The following is a 19,703-nucleotide window of genomic DNA, read 5'->3' as shown; positions in this document are numbered from 1 at the left end:
TATAACAATGTTAATAAGCTAGCAAGAGGATATTATGGAAAAACAAAAAACACAAGCATTTAAATGGTTCTGTGCACTAAGAGATAAGATTATAGAATCTTTCTTATTAATTGAAAAACAATCATCCGCAGAGCCAAAAATCGAAAAGAGAAAGTGGGATCGCCCAGGTGGTGGAGGTGGTGAATCTACAATTATTTTTGGTAATGTTTTTGAAAAAGTTGGAGTAAACGTTTCAAAAGTACACGGAAAATTTGCAGATTCAGCCATTAATGAAATTCCTGGTGCAAGTGAAAGTAACGGAGAGTTCTGGGCAAGCGGTATATCTTTAGTGTCTCATATGCAATCGCCCCTTATCCCTGCAGCACATATGAACACAAGGCTGATATATACTTCAAAACAATGGTTTGGTGGAGGAATGGATTTTACGCCAATATATAAAAATGAAGAAGATTGCAAGTATATTCATGAATCAATCAAAATGACATGTGATAGATTTGACACCGGATATTATCCAAAATTTAAAGAGCAATGTGACAACTATTTTTTCTTACAACACAGAAAAGAGCCGCGTGGTATTGGTGGCATTTTCTATGATAATCTGAGTTCTAGCAACTGGGAAAACGATTTTGAGTTCACAAAAGCAGTAGGTGAAGCCTTTTTGGAAATTTATTTGCACATCATACGTAAACATATACAAAAATCTTGGACAAAAGAACAACGAGAAAATCAATTAATAAAACGTGGCAGATATGTAGAATTCAATCTGTTATACGATCGTGGCACAAGGTTTGGTTTAATGACTGACGGCAATCCAGATGCAATTATGATGTCAATGCCACCACTTGTTAAGTGGTTATAGAGAGCTGCTATTAGTAGAAAATAAATCATCATAGTTTAAAATTGTACCATGGTAGTGAGCTTTTATATAGGGGGTATAATCATGGGCATAATAGATAATTTTTTAATTAAATCTGTCAAAAACAATGACATAAAAGGTGTTAAACTGACTCTAATTCTCTATGATGCATTAAATAGTTTTAGAAAATTCTTTTCAAAGACTATGTCTCTCAAGAATACAGGATCATTTGATATAAATAATAATCAAGCTTTAAATCAGGCTTTAGGACATGCTACAGATCACAAAATAATGGAATTGCTGATTAATCGTGGAGCTGATATCCACTCAATAGATGAGAATGGAAAGAATGTTATAATTCGTGTTATTTAGAGTTTAGCAGAATCAAAAAATCTAAAATTGGATAGTGAGAAAAACTTACCAGCAGAGATAATTCTTCACCCCACAGTTTCCTTTTTACTAGGAAAAGGCGCAGAGTATTATTCTACAGATGATTTGAATGTTGAAGCTATACAACAAAAACCTCCTAGAACCTCTGAATATGAGCCAATAACTATGTACGCTGAGGTGAACAACAATGTAATACCACCTCAAAAACCTTCTAGAACTTTTGAGTATAAGCCAAAGAGCACTAATTATGATGCTTTGCCTTCAAAAGAGCCAATTTACGCTGAGGTGTATGATGCTAAGGTTAGTAACTCATTAGGGGAGAATGGTTATTTGAGTGTATCAGAAGAATCTATTTATGCTGAAATATATGATTCACATAAAAAATCCACTGAAAATTTATCATTGGAAGATAGTGGTTATTTGAGTATATCAGAAGAACCTATTTATTGCACTATAGATGATCTTTCAGAACAAAAAAGCCTACTAGCCTAAAACAGAAAGAGCCAGAACAGTCGTCAGAACCTATTTATGCTAGGGTAGATTTGTCCAAGAAAAGAGCAGAAAGAAAAGCAAAAGACATAAAAGCTAATTCTGGAACTTGCCATGGGTTAGTGCAAGATAAAGTGAATGATTGGCAAGTGAAGCTAAATGAGCTAAGTGCTAATAAGTCGATAAGTCAGCAACAGACTAATGATCAAAAAATTAAGACCAAGGCTGGCTTTAGTGTAGAAGAAATAAGGCAGAAATATGAGCGTAGAGATTCTGGCTACGATTCTGGCTATGATTCCGATACAAAAGTTGAACAACAATTAGAATTAGCTCCTAAATCTGAGATAGGTTCAGTGAGTATTGAGCATGGAGTAATAGGAGGCTGTCGATATAAGATTACTGATATATCCCTCTAACTATGTGATTCAAAATAATTGAATTGACTTTATATATGTAATCGATATAACCTAGTTAGATTCAAGTTGACTCTTTCGTCTAGTGGTTAGGACACCACCCTTTCACGGTGGTAACACGGGTTCAAATCCCGTAAGAGTCACTCAAGTAGAATATAATTAAAGTTTTGAATGGGAAAAATTAGGCTCTATGTTGAAGAAGCTTTATCACAAGGCGTGAGTTTAGCACTTAATCCACAACAAAGTCACTATATTTGCAATGTAATGCGGCTTAAGAAGTATGATAATCTCTCTCTTTTTAATGGAAAAGATGGAGAATGGTTAGGAGAAGTAGTTAATATATCGCGTAAATTGACAGAAGTTACACCCAAAGAATGCACTAAACAACAGCAATATGAGGAAAATTTATACCTGTATTGTGCCATGGTAAAAAGTGCTGCTTTGAACAACATAGTAAGACAGGCAACTGAAATGGGAGTAATCTGCATTCAATTTATTTCAACGGAACGTACAGTGGTAAAAAATATTAACCTAAGTAGAGCAAAATTACAAGCAATCGAAGCAGCGGAACAATCAGGTAGGATAAGTATACCAGAGATTTTGCCTCCTATTAACTTTTGTGAGTTACCTGATTCCCAGAGTAAAAATTTTGTTTTGTGTGATGAAACAGGTAAAGCTGACAAAGTGCTGAAAGGCAAAAAAAATGTTGCTATTATTGTTGGCCCTGAAGGTGGTTTTTCATCTTATGAACTTGATCTTGCCGATAAGTTTTGTCAAAAATTGAGTCTAGGAAAAAGAATTTTAAGGGTCGATACTGCTGTAGTTGCTGCACTCACTTTCACCAATTGGTGTAGCTAGATTTTTAAATATGACTAAGGTTTGGGTCATAAAGAAATCTGGTTCAGTGTTGCGCGCACAAAAACCCTGTAGACTTTCTACGAAGCAGTCTGTTGTTAAAGAGGAGCTAATAAAAAACATATTCTAAGATAATATTAAATCTCATATTATATTTTTTCTAAAGTAAACAAATGAATCTTGCATTTTGCCTGAGTTATTGATACTCTGAGTAAAGAAGTCGGGGCGTAGCGCAGCCTGGTAGCGCATTTGGTTTGGGACCAAAGGGTCGGGAGTTCAAATCTCTCCGCCCCGATGTTAGTATAATTGTAAGAACGCTGTAACATAAGAGCAATCTCCATCAGTAAGCAAGTAGCTGACACTGGAATGACATTATTTACCATGTAAATTATGGCATATTACATTTTAACGCTCAAGTTTATAAAATAATTGACAATGTTAATTTTCTAATTTATAAATAGATTTTGAAATGATTACCGAAGGAGGTATAGAGTTTGATAGAAGTATCAGTCCATTATGGTGATGTAGACAGAGCTCTTCCAGTATTGAAAAAAACAATTCAAAAGGAAGGAAGAGGGTTGAAAATGAAAAAACAATATCATGAAAAAAAATCAGAAAAAAGAGCTAAAAAGAAAGCTGAAGCTAAAAAAAAGAGGTACCAACAAGAGTGCAGAAGGCAACGTTATGGTTGGTAGTTTGTACTCAAGTTAATAGTTTATCATTGGTTATTTTATGAATATTCACGAATATCAAGCGAAAGAAGTTTTGCATAAATTTAATGTCCCAGTGCCAAAAGGTTTTGTTGCTACATCTGCAGAAGAAGTAAAGACTCAAGTAAGTCAATTAAAATCTGACGTGTTTGTAGTTAAAGCTCAAATTCATGCAGGTGGTAGGGGTAAAGCCGGTGGCGTAAAGCTAGCAAAGTCAGTTGAAGAAGCTCAACAGTTTGTAAAGGACATGATTGGTATGGCTTTAGTTACTCATCAAACAGGGCCAAGCGGGCAGCAAGTAAGAAAAGTGTACGTTGAAGAAGGCTCAAGCATTAAGAAAGAGTATTATTTAAGCCTGGTAATCGACCCGAAGCTCAGTAGGCCAATATTCATATTTTCCTCAGAAGGTGGAATGGACATCGAAGAAGTGGCAAAAAATTCTCCTGCAAAAATTGTGAAATTTGATATTGATCCTGCTACAAGTTTTGATAGCAGCAAGTTAAGCAGCAGTTTTCATTTGAGTCCAGAACAAATAGAAAAGATATCGAACATTGCAAAAAAAATATATGATGCGTTTATTGCAACTGATGCGAGCCAAATTGAAATTAATCCACTGGTTGAAACAAATTCTGGAGATTTTATTGCGCTCGATGCAAAAATTAATTTCGATGATAATGCTTTATATCGTCACCCAGAAATTATGGAACTTCGTGATTATGATGAGGAAGTGAAAGAAGAGATAGAGGCTTCAAAGTATGGGCTCAGTTACATCAAAATGGATGGCAGTATTGGTTGCATGGTAAATGGTGCAGGTCTTGCTATGGCAACAATGGATATAATAAAATACTACGGAGCAGAGCCTGCTAACTTTTTGGATGTTGGTGGTGGAGCGAGTAAAGAAACTGTAACTGAAGCATTTAAAATCATATTGTCTGATAGCAACGTAAAAGGAATTCTGGTTAACATATTTGGTGGTATAATGCGTTGCGATATTATCGCAAGTGGAATTGTTGCGGCTGCAAAAGAAATGAGCATTAAAGTTCCTCTAGTGGTTAGATTATCAGGTACTAATTTTGAAGAAGGAAAAAAAATTTTAGAAGAGTCAGGATTAAATATTATTGCTGCAGATGAGCTAGATGAAGCTGCGCAAAAGATAGTAAAAGAGGTAAAATAAAGCATGTCCGTTTTAGTAAACAAAGATACAAGATTAATATGCCAGGGTTTTACTGGCGCACAAGGCACATTTCATTCAGAGCAAGCAATTGATTACGGAACGAAAATGGTGGGAGGTGTAACTCCTGGAAAGGGTGGGAGCACTCACCTTAATTTACCGGTTTTTAATACTGTAGCAGAAGCCAAAGAAAAAACCGGTGCAAATGCTACAGTTATATATGTACCTGCTAAATTTGCTGCTGCTGCAATACTTGAAGCAATAGATGCAAAAATAGAATTGATAATTTGTATTACAGAGGGCATTCCTATACTTGATATGGTGAAAGTTAAGCGTGCGCTTATCGGCTCAAAAAGTCGATTGATTGGTCCCAACTGCCCGGGAATTATTACCCCTGAAGAATGCAAAATAGGAATTATGCCTGGCCATATCCATAAGCGTGGACACATAGGAATTATGTCTCGCTCCGGAACTTTAACTTACGAGGCAGTAGCACAAACAACCGCTGTTGGTCTTGGTCAATCCACGTGTATCGGAATTGGGGGGGATCCAGTTCATGGTATAACATTTGTCGACTGTATGGAGCTCTTTTTAAAAGATAACGATACTCATGGTATTGTAGTTATTGGTGAAATAGGTGGAAACGAAGAAGAAGATGTATCACATTTTGTGAAAACAGAAAAAACTAAAAAGCCAATCGTTGGTTTTGTAGCAGGCCAAACGGCACCTCCAGGAAGACGTATGGGACACGCTGGAGCAATCATCTCTTCCAGCGGTGGAAGTGCTGGTGCAAAACTAGAAGTTATGCGGAGCGCTGGAATTGCAATTGCTGAAACCCCTGCAGTAATTGGTAAGAAGGTATTGGAAGTAATGCATCACTAGAATTAGGGTCACAAAAACCCTATATCACCGGTCATGAATACGTTATTTGCCCATTCGATTAATAACTTGCCTCCTGGTAAATTTACTGAAGTCTGTTGGGCAACCAGATACCCACGTAGTGTGGATGCAACAAGTGCTGCACAGGCTGCACTACCGCATGATGCAGTAATGCCTGTACCTCTTTCCCAAACTCTTAAAGCTATTTCTCCAGACTTTTCAACTTGTGCAATACTAACATTAATTTTCCGAGGAAATAATGCGTGATTTTCTAGCTTTGGTCCTAAATTTCGCAATGGTATTTCACTTATGTTATCAACAAAAAAAACTATGTGAGGATTGCCAATATTTACTGCAACAGGATCTTTTAGCATTTCAAGCTCTATAGGTAAGTGAAGAGTTTCACACTCAGTAGATAAGGGAATTTCATGCCATTTTAGCAAAGGTTTACCCATGTTAACCTTTATGGATTTATCACCCACTTTAAAACACTCTAAAATGCGTTTGCTTGTTAGCTCAATAATGGAGTATTCAGCACCTTTTTCTGACATTATCAAATATCCAACACAGCGTGCTGCGTTTCCGCACATTTCAGCTCGACTGCCATCAGCATTATAGATATGCATAAAACAGTCTGCAGCATTAGACATTGTTATAATTATCACTTGATCACAACTGCTTTGATCAGCAATTTGTCTATGGTTCCAGTCTAAATTGTTTGTTGAACGTGAGTCTATGATAACGAAATTGTTACCAGTGCCGTGCATTTTGATAAAATTTTCAGAATTTTGGCCACTCATCATAAAAAAATATTTCTTCTATTGGTCTTCTTTTCTTCTTACTTGTTTCAGCACCCTCTTCTTCGTAACCAACCGCTATCACTGACATTACGTTAAAGTCATTGGGTATATTGAACTCTTTCACTATTTTATCTCTATCAAATCCACCCATTTGATGGGCCATTAAGTTCATAACTGCAGCTTGTAACATAAGTCCATAATTCGCTGCACCAGTATCGTGATTAGCCCAAAAATTTTCACCTTTATCAGATTTGCGGAAATTCTTAGCGCTTAAAGATATGATTAACACTTGTGCATCTTTTGCCCATTTTTGATTAGATTCATCAAGGCAATTTAGCAGCTTTTCCCATGCGCTTTGATTGTTCTGTTTGTTGCATATTACGTATCTCCAGGGTTCATCACCAAAACATGAGGGAGTCAGCCTTACAGCTTCCATTAAAATATCCATGTCTTCCTGAGATATTGCTCTTGTAGGATCGTATGAACGTCCGCTGTGTCTTGCTTTCATCAACGATAATAGATCTTGTTTACTCATCATTTTTAATTTAATAGTGCATAAATAATTCATTGTAGCACAATATAAGCAAAATTTAAATTGCAAAACCTCTCATACACATATATTACATTTAATAAGTTATTTTTATTGGGAAGGTATGTTTATAACACAATCTAGCAGCAGATCAACACTGGCTGAAATATTGTCTTGCGTTTTACTTTTATTCTTGATGGCTCAAATAAGTATACCATTGCAGCCTGTGCCTATCACATTGCAAACTTTAGGAGTAATGCTTATTGGGCTTAAATTTAACCGCAGAACAGCATTCTATTCTGTGCTTACATATCTATCACTTGGTGCAGCAGGATTGCCTGTTCTTGCAAATTTTTCTGGTGGTTATCACGCTCTCCTTGGACCAACAGGTGGATATTTAATTGGCTGTTTAGCTGCTGTTATGGTAATGAGCAAAGTAAATGAATTACTGAACTCTAAATATAAATCATTTGTGTGTAATTCTTTAAGTTGTCTGGCTGGTACAGTTGTAATCTTTATTTGTGGTGTTAGTTGGCTTGCTGTTTACTTGGGTCTGGGACAAGCAATAATGGTGGGTGTTTTACCATTTATCCTTCCTGGTTTGATAAAAATTTTTCTACTTGTAGCAGCTTTGCAATATTTGAAAAAATGATAAAATTTCGCCCTCATCATTTTATGTGCACCCTCGCGTTTCGGGGATATGGGTATTCTCAGGGTTTTGTAGAAAATTATAGGAAGATAGCAAGTGAAGTGGTTAGTACTCAAATCGAAGTAGTTGGTAACCTTGATAGTATTTGTAGTGCTTGCCCAAACCAGACTAAACAAGGTAAATGCACCGAACAAGCTAAAGTTTTAGGGCTAGATAGAAGGCATATGGAAATTTTAGGAATTAAAATTGGCGAGACTTTGACCTGGAGTGAAGCGGTAGAAAAGATTAGGGAGAAAATGTCTTTAGAGAAATTCGAGTACGCATGTGAGGGGTGCAACTGGCAGCCATATGGAATATGTAAAAATGCCCTTTTAAATCTACAAAGGTAGTTGACAAAATGTTAAGATAAATTGAAGCATTTTTGTGGAAATAAAGCGAAATATGGAAGACAAAAGATAAATGCATTCTGAAAGGCTACACAGCATGTTCGTCCCGCTAATTAATAATATCTTTATTATTGTATGAGATAGGTAATTTAGCATTTATGAATTTGTAATGTGTTGCATATAGCTCAAAGAAATAAGGTTTACTGGTTACACGCTGCAGCCAATGCCACAACACTAGGACCTATGTTTATCTGCATGTTAATTTGCGTTGTGATTTTATGGAGGTCTTCTGTTACCTATGCTAGTGAAAATTTGGAGATACAGAAGGCCTTTGATAGTGTTGTCAAGCATATAAAAGCTGATAAAAAATATAAAGATCTTGATGTTATTGAGAGAAAAAGTGATAAATTTAACATCAAAATTGCGCAGAATTCTGGCAAGAGTTTTGACATATACTCTACTTTAAAAAAAGCAAAAGATTCCTTTGAATCAGGAGATAATGAAACAGCTATTTCTCTCCTTAATCAGATCATTGCAAAGTTTCCTTATCATAAAAATGCTTTAATTGGATTGGGAAATATTTATTACGCTAATAAAGAATACAAAAAAGCTGTAGAGATTTACACAAGACTGTTAAAAGAACACCCTAGTAACCCTTACATATTAAAAAATTTTCTGACGATAATCTCACAATATAATCCTGATCTGGCGTTGAGTGAAATGTTAAAATTGTATGATATACATAAAAATTATGCTCCTTTATTAGCAAATTTAGGTATGATCTATATGAAAAAGGAGGATTATGTAAAAGGTAAAGAGTATATGATAACTGCTATTTCCCTCGATGAAAACAATATTTTTTATACTTATAATTTAGCTGTTATTCTAGATAAACTTTCAGATTTTCAAAATGCTACAATATTCTACTTAAAATTGTTGAACATGGCTACAACTTCGAAAGATGTGAGTGAAAAAATACCTTTATACAAAGTGACAGCAAGACTAAAATTTATAAAACTTCACAGCACGCACTCAAAGATTTCATAAAAGCTTATAGCTCACCTAAATCTAATTTATCGTATCTGTTCAAGGGAGTGGCTAATGTGCAAATATTGAAGCAAAGTGTGTGAAACACAGATGTACGAACATTTGTTTGCAAAGGTAATTTACACAACAAATGCATAACTGTACGAACATTGTGATTTTGGCCCATCAGGAGGGTGTCATCCCAGTGCTTGACACTGGGATCCAGGAATTTTATTAAGTTGGCGAGCATAAAAATAGCTGTTTTATGTAAAAATACAACGTTTTAATGATTATGAAAAAGCTGGATCCCAGTGTCAAGCACTGGAATGACACCATTCTTTTTTCTGGATCCCAGTGTCGGCTACTTGGATGACACCATTTATTGTAAGGACTTACCTCACATTTACTCTATGATTATCTTTTTAGATCACCTTGTCTACCTATTTTGCCACTCTGCTGAACGGATACAATTTATTGCTATTTTTGTTTACAATAATAATATTGAGCTATAGAATTAGATCTAAAGGGGCAATTAGCTCAGCTGGTAGAGCATCTCGTTTACACCGAGGAGGTCGGCAGTTCAAGTCTGTCATTGCCCATTTGCTTAACTGAATGTTAGTATTATTAATTACTTCAATTAAAGTATAGAAAATGCAGGATAATATAGTACCAATCTCAATAGTAAAAGAGCTGGAAGATTCTTATCTTTCCTACGCAATGAGCGTTATCATAAGCCGGGCTATACCTGACGTGCGGGATGGATTTAAACCTGTTCACAGGCGCATATTATATGCAATGTCAAGAGCTGGATTCGATGCCGGTAAGCCATATAAAAAGGCAGCTCGTATAGTTGGGGATGTAATGGGGAAATATCACCCACATGGTGATGCAGCTATTTACGATTCCTTGGTTAGAATGGCCCAAGATTTCTCTCTTCTTTTACCACTTGTTGATGGGCAAGGTAACTTTGGTTCGATAGATGGAGATCCACCAGCTTCAATGCGATACACAGAAGCAAGACTTCAAAAAGTGTCGCACTTTTTACTGAATGATATTGATGAAGATACAGTTAATTTTAGGCCAAACTACGATGGAAATGAAACAGAACCAGTTGTGCTGCCTGCAGAGTTTCCGAATCTATTGGTAAACGGTGCAAGTGGTGTTGCAGTTGGTATGGCAACCAATATTCCTTCTCATAATCTTGGAGAAATAATAGATGCTTGTATATTATATGTAAATAATCCTGAAGTTACTTTGGATGAGTTACTTGAAGTGATGCCAGGGCCGGATTTTCCAACTGGGGGAACAATTCTTGGAAGGTCTGGAATAAGATCAGCATTTGCAACTGGTCGTGGATCAATTGTTGTGCAAGGCAAGACTCATATAGAAGATCTGCCACAAGATAGGCAAGCAATAGTGATTGATGAAATACCTTACCAGGTAAATAAAGTAAAATTAATTGAGAAGATAGGTGAGCTTGTAAAAGAAAAAAGAATTGATGGTATAACAGAAATTAGGGATGAGTCCGATAAGTCTGGTATTAGAGTAGTAATTGACCTCAAAAGAAATGCTGAAGCAAGTTTTATACTTAATCAAATATTGGGGCTAACTCCACTAAGAAGTAGTTTTAGTGTTAACACTTTAGTGCTCAATAACAACAGGCCTGCTTTGATGTCATTGAAAGAAATCATAACTGCTTTTGTTGATTTTAGAAAAGAAGTATTAATCAGGAGAACAGAATTTCGTCTAAGAAAAACGAGGGAAAAAGCTCATATATATATAGGGCTCTACATTGCGGTCCTCAGCATAGATGAAGTGATAAAAATCATCCGCGGTGCAAAAGATCCTGCGGAAGCAAGTAGAGAACTTTTAAATAAAGAATGGAAAACTTCGAATGAAATCAATACTATTATCGAGTTGATTTCAGATAGCGCAAGCTTTTTGAAAGATGGAGTGTATAGATTAACTGAACTACAAATTAAAGCTATCCTTGATATGAAACTGCAGCGTTTAACAGGCCTTGAAAAAGACAAATTAGAAGCTGAGCTAAGTTCAATGATCAACCTGATAAAAGAATATATCGCTTTTCTTGGCTCAGGAGAGAAGTTGATGAAAGAAATAAAAAACAATCTACAAGAAATAAAGAACAGATTTGCTGTGCCGCGAAAAACTTCAATAGAAGAGTCAGACGCGGACATTGAAGCTGAAGATCTAATTCCACAAGAGGATATGGTGATAACCGTAACTATGAATGGTTATATCAAGCGTGTAAAACTTTCTCACTACAGAACTCAGCGTCGTGGTGGAAAAGGAAAGCTAGGACAGGGATTAAAAGAAGAGGATGTAATCACAGAATTATTTGTTGGAAATACCCATACTAGCTTTTTATTCTTTTCTAACATTGGTCGAGTTTATAGATTAAAAGTTTATAAGTTACCTCTTGCAGAGCCAACCGCACGTGGAAGAGCACTTGTTAACATATTTCCGCTTAGCGATGGTGAAACTATAACTAATATCATGCCATTGCCAAGTGAAAATGACGAAAATCAAAACATAGTTTTTGCTACTGCCTATGGAAACATAAGGCGTAACTCCTTAGCGGACTTTCACTATATTCCAAGCAATGGAAAAATAGCAATAAAGCTCGATGAAGGAGACAAATTAGTATCGGTTAAGGTATGTAATGAAATTGACCATGTTTTACTTTCAACAACGCTTGGAAAAAGTATCAGATTTGTTGTAAGTGATGTGCGTCAATTTAAGAGTCGCAATTCAGATGGCGTAAGAGGTATCAAACTTGTAAAGAATGACAGCGTGATATCCATGACCATATTAAATGGGATAGGTGTAGCAACAGAAACAAAAGAACTTTACTTAAAAGTTCCACTTGCAAAAAGACTGGGGACTGCAATTAATAACTCCATTGATTCTAAATTGGAAAAGACTTTGAATGATTTAGGAATAGATAACGAATTATTCTTAAAACTTGCAGTGAATGAGGAGTTTATATTAACTATTACTGAAAATGGCTTTGGTAAAAGAACTTCTGCGTATGAGTATAGAGTAACTAACAGGGGTGGTGTTGGTATCACCAATATTCTTACTACTAGCAGAAACGGTAATGTTGTTGCTAGTTTTCCAGTTGAGCAGGGTGATAATATAATGCTTATTACAGATAAAGGAAAGTTAATTCGCATTTCGGTCAATGAGATTAGAATTGCAGGACGCAGCACTCAAGGAGTCACTCTGTTTAAAACAGAAAGTAGAGAAAAAGTGGTGTCAGTAGCGAAAATTGAAGATCCTGATTCCACTGAAGATAGTATTTTTGAAGTTGAAAACTCTATCGCTTCTTAACCGTAGTATAGGTTAAACAAAAAGCGCAAGTTTTTGTTGATTAATACGCAGTATTTAAATTAAAATATATACTTATGGCTAAGTAAAGATCAATGGACAAAAAATTAACTAAAAATAAAAAACCACTGGCAGACAAAGAGGATAAAAAAACACCTCCTGTTAAAGATCTTACTAAAAATAAGAGTAGGAGAGATTTTATAACATTAACTACATGCGCTATGGCAGGTATAGGAGCTGCAAGCGGACTTTGGCCACTGGTTAAATCTATGAATCCTTCTGCTGAAGTTCTAGCAACTTCCACAGTGGAGGTGAATTTGTCTGGAATTCAGGAAGGACACGGAGTAAAAGTAAAGTGGCAAGGTAAACCAGTATTCATTCGTAGACGCACAAAGCAAGAAATTGAGGCTGCAAGAGCTGTGAATGTGAAGAGCTTGAGGGATCCTCAATTAGATGAGCAGAGAGTATACGAAGGAAAAGACGAATGGTTAATTATGCTTGGAATATGTACACATCTTGGGTGTGTACCGGTTGACCACGCTACAAGAGATGGTAATGGTTGGTTCTGTCCTTGCCACGGTTCATATTATGATACATCAGGTCGAGTAATTGGGGGTCCTGCACCGAAAAATATGGCTGTACCTGATTATTTTTTTCCCAGTGAGAATGTTGTGGTAATTGGCAAGAAGGCTTAACGAATATAAATAAACTCGTTAAAAAAAACTCACAGGATCAACATCTATTATCACTGCAATACTCGAATTCAAGTTACAATTTTTAATCCAATATTTCAGCTTTTTTTGTATGGATAGACTATGCTTATTGTGTATTTTTAATAATACCCTATACCGATACTTATTATTTAAAAAATTTATCGCTGCTGGTGATGGGCCAAGAATTTCAAATTCCTTTTTGTCTACACCTACATTTTTTTCCTGGATACAAATAGTTGAGCTACTTGAATGACAGAGAAGAGATTTTACTATTTCATTCGCTGCTTTTTGTGTTGCAATCTGATTCTTACCACAGATTATAAGCGCTATTAATCTGCTAAATGGTGGCATTTTGGCTTCGCGTCTTGACTTAAGTTCGATTTCATAAAATGAGTCTCTTTTTTGATGCAGCAATGCTTTTATTATTGAACTTTCAGGATTATTGGTTTGCACTATTACCATTCCTTTTTCATTAAACCTTCCTGATCTGCCTGCAACTTGGTGCAATAATTGATACGTCTTTTCCGCTGCTCTCAAATCAGAATTTTCGAGACTCAAATCTGCATTCATTACTCCAACCAAAGTTAATTTGGGAAAATTGTGCCCTTTAGCAATTATTTGTGTGCCGATTATAATGTTCACCTCTTCTTTCAATATCAAGTCAATTACGTTACTAACCGACTTCTGATCGCTGCTTATCATCGCAGTTTTTGCGTTTGGTATTAATTTCACCATTTCTTCAAGCAACCTTTCAATTCCTATGCCGTAGAGGGACAATGGCTGTTCACTTTGGCAATTAGAGCATTTCTCTGGAAGTTTTAATTGATAAGAGCAATGATGGCACAAAAGAGCATTTTTTTTCTTGTGATATGTAAGCCAAACAGCACAATTTAAGCAGGAAATTTTATATCCACACTTTTTACAAATTGCCAGTTGTGCATACCCTCTGCGGTTTAGAAAAAGCATAACCTGCTGTTTTTTCTCTATGGTTTGTTTGATGCTTTCAAAAAGCTCAGAGGAGATCCATTGCTTGTTGTTCCTCATATCTACTACTTTAATGAGTGGCAATTCTGCACCACCAAATCGTTTAGTTAGCTTTACATGATTGTAATTCCCGTTTTTAACATGATGAATCGTTTCAAGCAGTGGAGTAGCTGATGATAAAATAATCGGAATATTTTCAAATTTGGCTAAGATTATCGCCATATCTCGAGCATTATATATAATTCCCTGTTCTTGTTTAAAAGATGAGTCGTGCTCTTCATCAACGATAATCAATTTTAGGTTTTTATAAGGCAAAAAAAGTGCTGATCGTGCACCAATAATTATCTGCGCATTTCCACTTGCTATATTGAGCCAATTATTCCGGCGAGTTTTTGGAGTGAGTCCTGAGTGCCATTCAACTAAGTTTTTTGATATCTGACCGCGAACACGATTTACCAATTGTGAAGTTAAAACAATTTCAGGTAGGAGGATTAAAATTTGTGTATTACCTTCTCCTGATGTCATTTCAACATATTCTGGTGTCATACTAGTACGTGGCAAAGACGGTATGCTAAATGTTACAGTGGGTTTTGCCTTGAGTATAAAGGTGTCATTCCAGCGCTTGACACTGGAATCCAGGAATTTTGATTGTAAATTAGGTATTGGTTTTAAGTTAAAATAAACATTTGTAATGAGGTTATATGAAAAACTGGATCCCAGTGTCAGGCTACTCGGATAACACCCTCTTGGTAGACCCAAATCACAATGTTCGTACAGTTGTGTCTCTGGGCACTGGGATGGTAAAGTCTGAGCAGCATTTGGAACGGCAGTGTAATTCTTAATCAATTGTGCAATCACAGAGAGATAAACTTCCGTTTTTCCAGATCCTGTCTCACCATCAAGCAAAGTCACTGAATACTCATTCAAACTGCTGATTATTTTATCACTAGCTACCTGCTGTTCAGGGCTTAATTGGCAACTTATTTCACTTATTTCCTGCTTCTGCTTAGCACAAACCAATTTATCTATGTGATTTACTTTTAACACTCCTCCCATTATCACTTTGGCAAGCATACCAACAGGTATTAAGTTATACTGCGCAACCCACTCTGCAAATGCGATCAATTTTGGTCTAATATTTAGTAAATCAATTTTTTGCTCAATAAATTTTAATTCTCGGTTACTTTTATCACTGTATTTCCAAACTATTCCGATTAAGCGTTTTTTGCCAAATGGCACCACTACGTAATCTCCAAGTAAAATCTCAGTATTTTCCTCAATTGCATATGAAAATAACTGATCAATTGGAAGTGGTAGTAATACGTCAACTGTTTTTGCCATAGTGATTGAGTTTAACATTGTTTTAAAGAGCTTGTAACTTTATTAAGCTTGGCAATATAGATGAATCGGTACAGAGAAAATCTTAACGTTTAACACATTTTTCATAGTACAGACCGTATGATTGATAAATAAAATGATTTATAGAATTTGTGGAGGCTACCAATGGTCAACGACAAGATTACTTTGAACTTTGAAATAGAAAAAGGCGAACCTATAGATCGATACTACTTTTCTGCACATATAAAGCTTACAGATGAAAGCAAAAATCTTTTGCGCGAGAAGCTTGGCAGTACAATTCAATTCGATAATCTAGATGATCACTTCAATCTTAACCATGAGAATTTTTATATCTACTACAACAAATATAGTGAGCACAATGGTAGAAGTGAGCTACACGTTAGGGATGATAACGGTAAATATTTAACCTCCAATCTTCCACTTAATTACTATGGATTCTCAATGGAACTATCACCTGACGGAGCGTCAATTGCAGATTATGGTTTTTATCCTCTGTATGCAATCTATAACCCAAATCACTATGATAAAGCAAAGGAAAAAGTATTTGATGATCACGGTGAATTGTCACCAATTGCATCAAATGTGTTAGATAATTTTTTAAGCAACACAAATAGCTTAACCACACAAGATATATTACAAAATGTATTCTCACAACTGCAGAAGAAAGCTGATGAAGAAGCAGAAAGATTGGCAAGAGAGAGAGAAGCAGAAAGACAAAGGGAGGAAGAGTTAAATGAAAAGAACGAGGAGTTAAAAGAACTTGTAGAAAAGGATGAGATTAAAATATTCAAAGTGGTAAAAGGTAATGATTTAGGTAATGGGCATTCAGCAGTAGTTTTACAACTTGATGGGGAAGAAGGTGACAAGATACCTCTCGACTCTAGTAAATACTACATAGCAGAGTATAGACACCACCCAGAATGGGAAGGCGATGAATATTTAAATTTTGTTAGCCCTGATAGTGATATGCTGGTTAATTATGAAAACTTATTTTTTGTGCTCAATCAAAGCTCCTACTCAGACTTTGAAAGTGGGTTTTATTCAGAAAACAGAACCGATCCCCATAATTATGCTAAATATTCAAAGGAACCATATTTGAGTGGTGACCAGCTATCTGAAAAATTATCTAATGAATTGGAGGAAGATAGCAATCAGATAGGTACTGAATTTACAATTGATGATGAGCAAGTAGACGAAGAAGTTGTGGTAGAGAGTGAAGCCAAGTCTGGGGAGAAAGGAACGGTTGGTGAGGATAACGCAAAAAATACTATACAGGAAGAAGAATCTAACTATATAGATCAAATGCAAGCGGATGATAGCAGCAGTTATAAACCAGCTTTGCAAAGCAATCGTGATGATTATGCTGATACGAAAAAAGCTCTGCAGGAAAAATTGCATGGAGATGAAATACACAAGCAAAGTAATGAGAAAGCTCAAAAAGATATAGAAGTAAAAAAAGTAACTGTGGAAACTGACAGTAGCAGTAATAAGACTGAAAAACAAACAAAACCAACAGAAGATGAACAAGAAACTGTTATGGCAAGTGTGATAGAAAATATGGATAAAAATTCTGATATTGAAGCAGAAACTTCTAACAGTGTTGCAAATTCACAACATCCCTTAAAAATAAAGACAGGAAGTCCTCTTGAAGTGGGAAAGTATAAGGTGGAGCTGCAAGTGACATATGATGATGTAAAGAATTTTTATGATACCGTACGTGGTAAATATCATGCTGGCGATGGATATAACTACGAACAAGTAATGGTTTTATATAATGAAATTGTTAGGCCCGCTCACAATCATCATTACGAGCTGTTTACTCTTGATGAAGCACATGTTGCTAATGATCACCTGTTTATCAAGGGTCAGGATTTTGGAACTCTAAATGATTTTAATGAGATGTTCTATAAAAGTGATGAGTTAATGTGATGTAAAAAGCAAGATTCAATCTGGTGAACGAGAGTTAACTGACAGAGGAGATTGACACGTATGCCTTTATCTTTAAGATTGTTTATCAAGTATAGACATCAGCTCGCCCCATTCTCTTTTACCAATATTACTTTCTTCTCTAGTAACGTTTTCCCCTTTAATTAATTTGCGAATTATTTCTAGACCAGTTCTTGAAATACAGGCTGATTCTAGGCAATATTCAACAAAGGCATTGTAGGCCAGTGGAACCCATTTTTTTATTATATCCAGCATAACTTCTGCATAAACTCTGATTTCATATTGGGCATGCTTATCAGCTCTAAGCTTCAAAAAATGAAGGAGATTATGCAGATCTATTTTCCAATAAAATTGCGTGTAGTAATTAAGCATTAGGTTAGTTCTGGCAATTTCTCTTGCAAGCCCCTGCTCAATAAATTTTTCATAATGAGAATATACTAAATTAGAGTCATTTATTAGAGAATCTATTATTTCCTTTGAGGTATCTGGATCAAAAGCTTCCCCGCTACCTTGTTTATTATTGTCAGATTGTTTTGCAACTTGTTCTGGTTTAGGTGTATAAAATTCATTATCAAGTATTGAATACCTTGCTGAATATTCATTCACATTTGCAGTTCTATGCCTTATCCATTGCCTTGCAACAAAAATTGGAAGTTTCACGTGAAACTTAATTTCACACATTTCAAATGGAGTTGTATGATGATGTCTCATTAAATACTTTATAAGTGCTTCATCCTGACTTATCTGTTTTGTTCCCTTGCCATAAGAAACACGAGCAGCTTGAACTATAGCGCTATCAGAGCCCATATAATCCACTACTCGAATAAATCCATGGTCTAATACCTTATGTTCTTCATATAAGATTGCATCTATTTCTTTTACTATAGTTCGTTTGGTTGCTTCATTCATAAAATATCCTCAAGACGAAATGGAGATATCAGCTCCACATGAATTGAGTTTTTCATGCATTGCTTCATATCCTCTCCATAAATGATGTGAATTGTTTATTATAGTTTCTCCACCGGCTACCAAAGAAGCAAGCACCAAAGCTGCTGTTGATCTTAAGTCAGTAGCATATAGATTAGCTCCAGATAAGCTTTTTATTCCACTTATAGTAGCTTTGCTTTTCTCGATGCTGATATTAGCACCTAACTTTCTCAATTCATCTGCATGTGTAAATCTGTTTTCAAAAATGTTCTCTTCAATTACTGATATCCCATCAGCGATGCACATTGCAGACATCAGTTGTGGTTGCATATCACTGGGAAAATTGGGATATGGATCTGTCGCAACGTTAGCAGACTTAATAGAGCCATTTTTTCTGGAAATAACAATGCCTCCATCATACAGTTCAACCATAGCTCCTATAGTCTCCAACTCATTTGTAATACACCTTATATCAGATAGATTTATTCCTTCCAACTCCAACTTACCACCGGTTATTATAGCAGCTAGTGCATAGGTGCCTGCTTCTATGCGATCTGGTATTATTTTATGAACACATCCATTTAGTGCTTCAACTCCTGTTATTATGACCTTTGTATTATCAATTTCAATATCAGCACCCATTTTCTTCAGAAAATCTATTAAATCAAGAACTTCCGGCTCAGTTGCAGCATTGTTTATTGTTGTCACTCCTTCTGCAAATGTTGCTGCCATTATTACATTTTCTGTTGCGCCAACACTTATTTTCTCAAATGTGATTTCTTTTCCTTGTAGCTTTCCTTTCACTGTTGCAATTATATTATAGCCGTCAATTTCAATTTTAGCTCCCATTTCTTCTAATGCTTTAATATGCATATCAACGGGACGCTTTCCAATGTTGCATCCACCAGGAAATGCTGTTCTCGCTTTGCCAAATCTGCTAAGCATTGGACCCAATATTAGAAAAGAAGTTCTTAGCTTACTTGCGGTTTTATATGGCATCACGTGATTGTTGATATTGCTGCAGTCAATTTTCAAAGTATGGTTCGCTTTATAATTTTTATTGTGCATAAAGTTCACTTCTGCTCCAAGACTTTCAAGCAACTTAGACATTAGATGCACATCAATTAAATCAGGTACATTATGCAAAATTACCGGGGAGCTACTTAATAGACTTGCTGCCATTATTGGTAAAACAGCATTTTTTGAGCCATTAATCTTGATTTTTCCGACCAAAGGTTTGTAGTTATTTCTTATTAATATCTTGTGCAT

The 19,703-nt window shown here is 35.8% G+C and carries 19 protein-coding genes and 3 tRNA genes; 17 read left to right on the top strand and 5 right to left on the bottom strand.

Features of this window, described 5'->3' with window-relative positions; genetic code table 11:
• Positions 1-34: 34 nt before the first annotated feature.
• The 10 genes from hemF (at position 35) to sucD (ending at position 5,766) form a co-directional block, all read left to right on the top strand.
• Entirely contained in the window at positions 35-859 is an 825-nt protein-coding gene (gene hemF / locus ACQH2O_RS00890; RefSeq protein WP_022626154.1) for an oxygen-dependent coproporphyrinogen oxidase, read from the top strand.
• A gap of 81 nt (positions 860-940) precedes the next feature.
• Entirely contained in the window at positions 941-1,228 is a 288-nt protein-coding gene (locus ACQH2O_RS00885) for a hypothetical protein (protein ID WP_419198757.1), read from the top strand.
• A gap of 27 nt (positions 1,229-1,255) precedes the next feature.
• Entirely contained in the window at positions 1,256-1,738 is a 483-nt protein-coding gene (locus ACQH2O_RS00880) for a hypothetical protein (protein ID WP_425385207.1), read from the top strand.
• Between the two features lie 50 nt (positions 1,739-1,788).
• Positions 1,789-2,151 carry a hypothetical protein gene (locus tag ACQH2O_RS00875; RefSeq protein ID WP_223823129.1) on the top strand — a complete coding sequence of 121 codons (363 nt, stop codon included), beginning with the start codon at positions 1,789-1,791 and terminating at the stop codon, positions 2,149-2,151.
• A gap of 68 nt (positions 2,152-2,219) precedes the next feature.
• Positions 2,220-2,291, top strand: a tRNA-Glu gene (locus ACQH2O_RS00870).
• A gap of 28 nt (positions 2,292-2,319) precedes the next feature.
• The gene (locus ACQH2O_RS00865; RefSeq protein WP_006279818.1) at positions 2,320-3,006 is read left to right on the top strand and encodes a 16S rRNA (uracil(1498)-N(3))-methyltransferase; all 687 of its coding nucleotides are present in this window, start codon (positions 2,320-2,322) and stop codon (positions 3,004-3,006) included.
• Positions 3,007-3,224: 218 nt separating this feature from the next.
• Positions 3,225-3,298, top strand: a tRNA-Pro gene (locus ACQH2O_RS00860).
• Positions 3,299-3,497: 199 nt separating this feature from the next.
• On the top strand, positions 3,498-3,698 hold the full coding sequence (gene rpsU, locus ACQH2O_RS00855; RefSeq protein WP_006279819.1) for a 30S ribosomal protein S21: 201 nt from the start codon (positions 3,498-3,500) through the stop codon (positions 3,696-3,698).
• Between the two features lie 37 nt (positions 3,699-3,735).
• Positions 3,736-4,887, top strand: coding sequence for an ADP-forming succinate--CoA ligase subunit beta (sucC, locus tag ACQH2O_RS00850; RefSeq protein ID WP_425385206.1), 1,152 nt, complete (start codon positions 3,736-3,738; stop codon positions 4,885-4,887).
• A gap of 3 nt (positions 4,888-4,890) precedes the next feature.
• Complete coding sequence (gene sucD, locus ACQH2O_RS00845) at positions 4,891-5,766, top strand: succinate--CoA ligase subunit alpha (protein ID WP_010963102.1); 876 nt, start codon at positions 4,891-4,893, stop codon at positions 5,764-5,766.
• 8 nt (positions 5,767-5,774) lie between these two features.
• Here sucD and dapF read toward each other — a convergent pair whose 3' ends face one another.
• Together dapF and ACQH2O_RS00835 are read right to left on the bottom strand one after the other, a co-directional pair.
• Positions 5,775-6,563 (bottom strand): diaminopimelate epimerase, encoded by a 789-nt coding sequence (gene dapF, locus ACQH2O_RS00840; RefSeq protein ID WP_425385374.1) that lies wholly within the window; start codon positions 6,561-6,563, stop codon positions 5,775-5,777.
• Positions 6,544-7,131 carry a nitroreductase family protein gene (locus ACQH2O_RS00835; protein WP_095742826.1) on the bottom strand — a complete coding sequence of 196 codons (588 nt, stop codon included), beginning with the start codon at positions 7,129-7,131 and terminating at the stop codon, positions 6,544-6,546. Before ACQH2O_RS00835 ends, dapF begins: the two co-directional genes overlap by 20 nt.
• 85 nt (positions 7,132-7,216) lie before the next feature.
• Here ACQH2O_RS00835 and ACQH2O_RS00830 point away from each other — a divergent pair, with 85 nt between their 5' ends.
• From ACQH2O_RS00830 to petA, 6 genes are all read left to right on the top strand, one after another.
• A complete protein-coding gene (locus ACQH2O_RS00830; RefSeq protein ID WP_015589442.1) occupies positions 7,217-7,744 on the top strand; it encodes a biotin transporter BioY in 528 nt (175 codons plus the stop codon).
• A complete protein-coding gene (locus ACQH2O_RS00825) occupies positions 7,741-8,130 on the top strand; it encodes a DUF1284 domain-containing protein (RefSeq protein WP_425385205.1) in 390 nt (129 codons plus the stop codon). Before ACQH2O_RS00830 ends, ACQH2O_RS00825 begins: the two co-directional genes overlap by 4 nt.
• A gap of 168 nt (positions 8,131-8,298) precedes the next feature.
• Positions 8,299-9,174, top strand: coding sequence for a tetratricopeptide repeat protein (locus ACQH2O_RS00820; RefSeq protein ID WP_010082043.1), 876 nt, complete (start codon positions 8,299-8,301; stop codon positions 9,172-9,174).
• 505 nt (positions 9,175-9,679) lie between these two features.
• A tRNA-Val gene (locus ACQH2O_RS00815) sits at positions 9,680-9,752 on the top strand.
• 52 nt (positions 9,753-9,804) lie between these two features.
• Positions 9,805-12,507, top strand: coding sequence for a DNA topoisomerase (ATP-hydrolyzing) subunit A (gyrA, locus tag ACQH2O_RS00810; protein ID WP_070356997.1), 2,703 nt, complete (start codon positions 9,805-9,807; stop codon positions 12,505-12,507).
• A 92-nt stretch (positions 12,508-12,599) separates the two neighbouring features.
• Positions 12,600-13,199, top strand: a complete 600-nt coding sequence (gene petA, locus ACQH2O_RS00805) for a ubiquinol-cytochrome c reductase iron-sulfur subunit (RefSeq protein ID WP_010963095.1) — start codon at positions 12,600-12,602, stop codon at positions 13,197-13,199.
• Between the two features lie 18 nt (positions 13,200-13,217).
• Here the strand turns inward: petA and priA are convergent, their stop codons facing one another.
• Entirely contained in the window at positions 13,218-15,560 is a 2,343-nt protein-coding gene (priA, locus tag ACQH2O_RS00800; RefSeq protein ID WP_425385204.1) for a replication restart helicase PriA, read from the bottom strand.
• 144 nt (positions 15,561-15,704) lie between these two features.
• Between priA and ACQH2O_RS00795 the strand changes: the two genes are divergently transcribed.
• The gene (locus ACQH2O_RS00795; RefSeq protein WP_010963093.1) at positions 15,705-17,489 is read left to right on the top strand and encodes a hypothetical protein; all 1,785 of its coding nucleotides are present in this window, start codon (positions 15,705-15,707) and stop codon (positions 17,487-17,489) included.
• 72 nt (positions 17,490-17,561) lie between these two features.
• Here ACQH2O_RS00795 and thyX read toward each other — a convergent pair whose 3' ends face one another.
• Both thyX and murA read right to left on the bottom strand, forming a co-directional pair.
• Entirely contained in the window at positions 17,562-18,416 is an 855-nt protein-coding gene (gene thyX, locus ACQH2O_RS00790) for an FAD-dependent thymidylate synthase (protein WP_010082033.1), read from the bottom strand.
• Positions 18,417-18,425: 9 nt separating this feature from the next.
• Entirely contained in the window at positions 18,426-19,703 is a 1,278-nt protein-coding gene (murA, locus tag ACQH2O_RS00785) for a UDP-N-acetylglucosamine 1-carboxyvinyltransferase (protein ID WP_006279833.1), read from the bottom strand.

This window comes from Wolbachia endosymbiont (group B) of Schoenobius gigantella (assembly GCF_964031005.1).
Taxonomy (GTDB): domain Bacteria; phylum Pseudomonadota; class Alphaproteobacteria; order Rickettsiales; family Anaplasmataceae; genus Wolbachia; species Wolbachia pipientis.
This window is presented reverse-complemented; position numbering and strand designations above follow the sequence as displayed.

What these genes read in the sequence shown, in the direction of transcription:
- hemF (WP_022626154.1), top strand. Translation starts at nt 35, where the DNA reads ATGGAAAAACAAAAAACACAAGCATTTAAATGGTTCTGTGCACTAAGA.
- ACQH2O_RS00885 (WP_419198757.1), top strand. Translation starts at nt 941, where the DNA reads ATGGGCATAATAGATAATTTTTTAATTAAATCTGTCAAAAACAATGAC.
- ACQH2O_RS00865 (WP_006279818.1), top strand. Translation starts at nt 2,320, where the DNA reads ATGGGAAAAATTAGGCTCTATGTTGAAGAAGCTTTATCACAAGGCGTG.
- sucC (WP_425385206.1), top strand. Translation starts at nt 3,736, where the DNA reads ATGAATATTCACGAATATCAAGCGAAAGAAGTTTTGCATAAATTTAAT.
- sucD (WP_010963102.1), top strand. Translation starts at nt 4,891, where the DNA reads ATGTCCGTTTTAGTAAACAAAGATACAAGATTAATATGCCAGGGTTTT.
- dapF (WP_425385374.1), bottom strand. Translation starts at nt 6,563, where the DNA reads ATGAGTGGCCAAAATTCTGAAAATTTTATCAAAATGCACGGCACTGGT.
- ACQH2O_RS00835 (WP_095742826.1), bottom strand. Translation starts at nt 7,131, where the DNA reads ATGAATTATTTATGCACTATTAAATTAAAAATGATGAGTAAACAAGAT.
- ACQH2O_RS00830 (WP_015589442.1), top strand. Translation starts at nt 7,217, where the DNA reads ATGTTTATAACACAATCTAGCAGCAGATCAACACTGGCTGAAATATTG.
- ACQH2O_RS00825 (WP_425385205.1), top strand. Translation starts at nt 7,741, where the DNA reads ATGATAAAATTTCGCCCTCATCATTTTATGTGCACCCTCGCGTTTCGG.
- gyrA (WP_070356997.1), top strand. Translation starts at nt 9,805, where the DNA reads ATGCAGGATAATATAGTACCAATCTCAATAGTAAAAGAGCTGGAAGAT.
- petA (WP_010963095.1), top strand. Translation starts at nt 12,600, where the DNA reads ATGGACAAAAAATTAACTAAAAATAAAAAACCACTGGCAGACAAAGAG.
- priA (WP_425385204.1), bottom strand. Translation starts at nt 15,560, where the DNA reads ATGTTAAACTCAATCACTATGGCAAAAACAGTTGACGTATTACTACCA.
- ACQH2O_RS00795 (WP_010963093.1), top strand. Translation starts at nt 15,705, where the DNA reads ATGGTCAACGACAAGATTACTTTGAACTTTGAAATAGAAAAAGGCGAA.
- thyX (WP_010082033.1), bottom strand. Translation starts at nt 18,416, where the DNA reads ATGAATGAAGCAACCAAACGAACTATAGTAAAAGAAATAGATGCAATC.
- murA (WP_006279833.1), bottom strand. Translation starts at nt 19,703, where the DNA reads ATGCACAAGATATTAATAAGAAATAACTACAAACCTTTGGTCGGAAAA.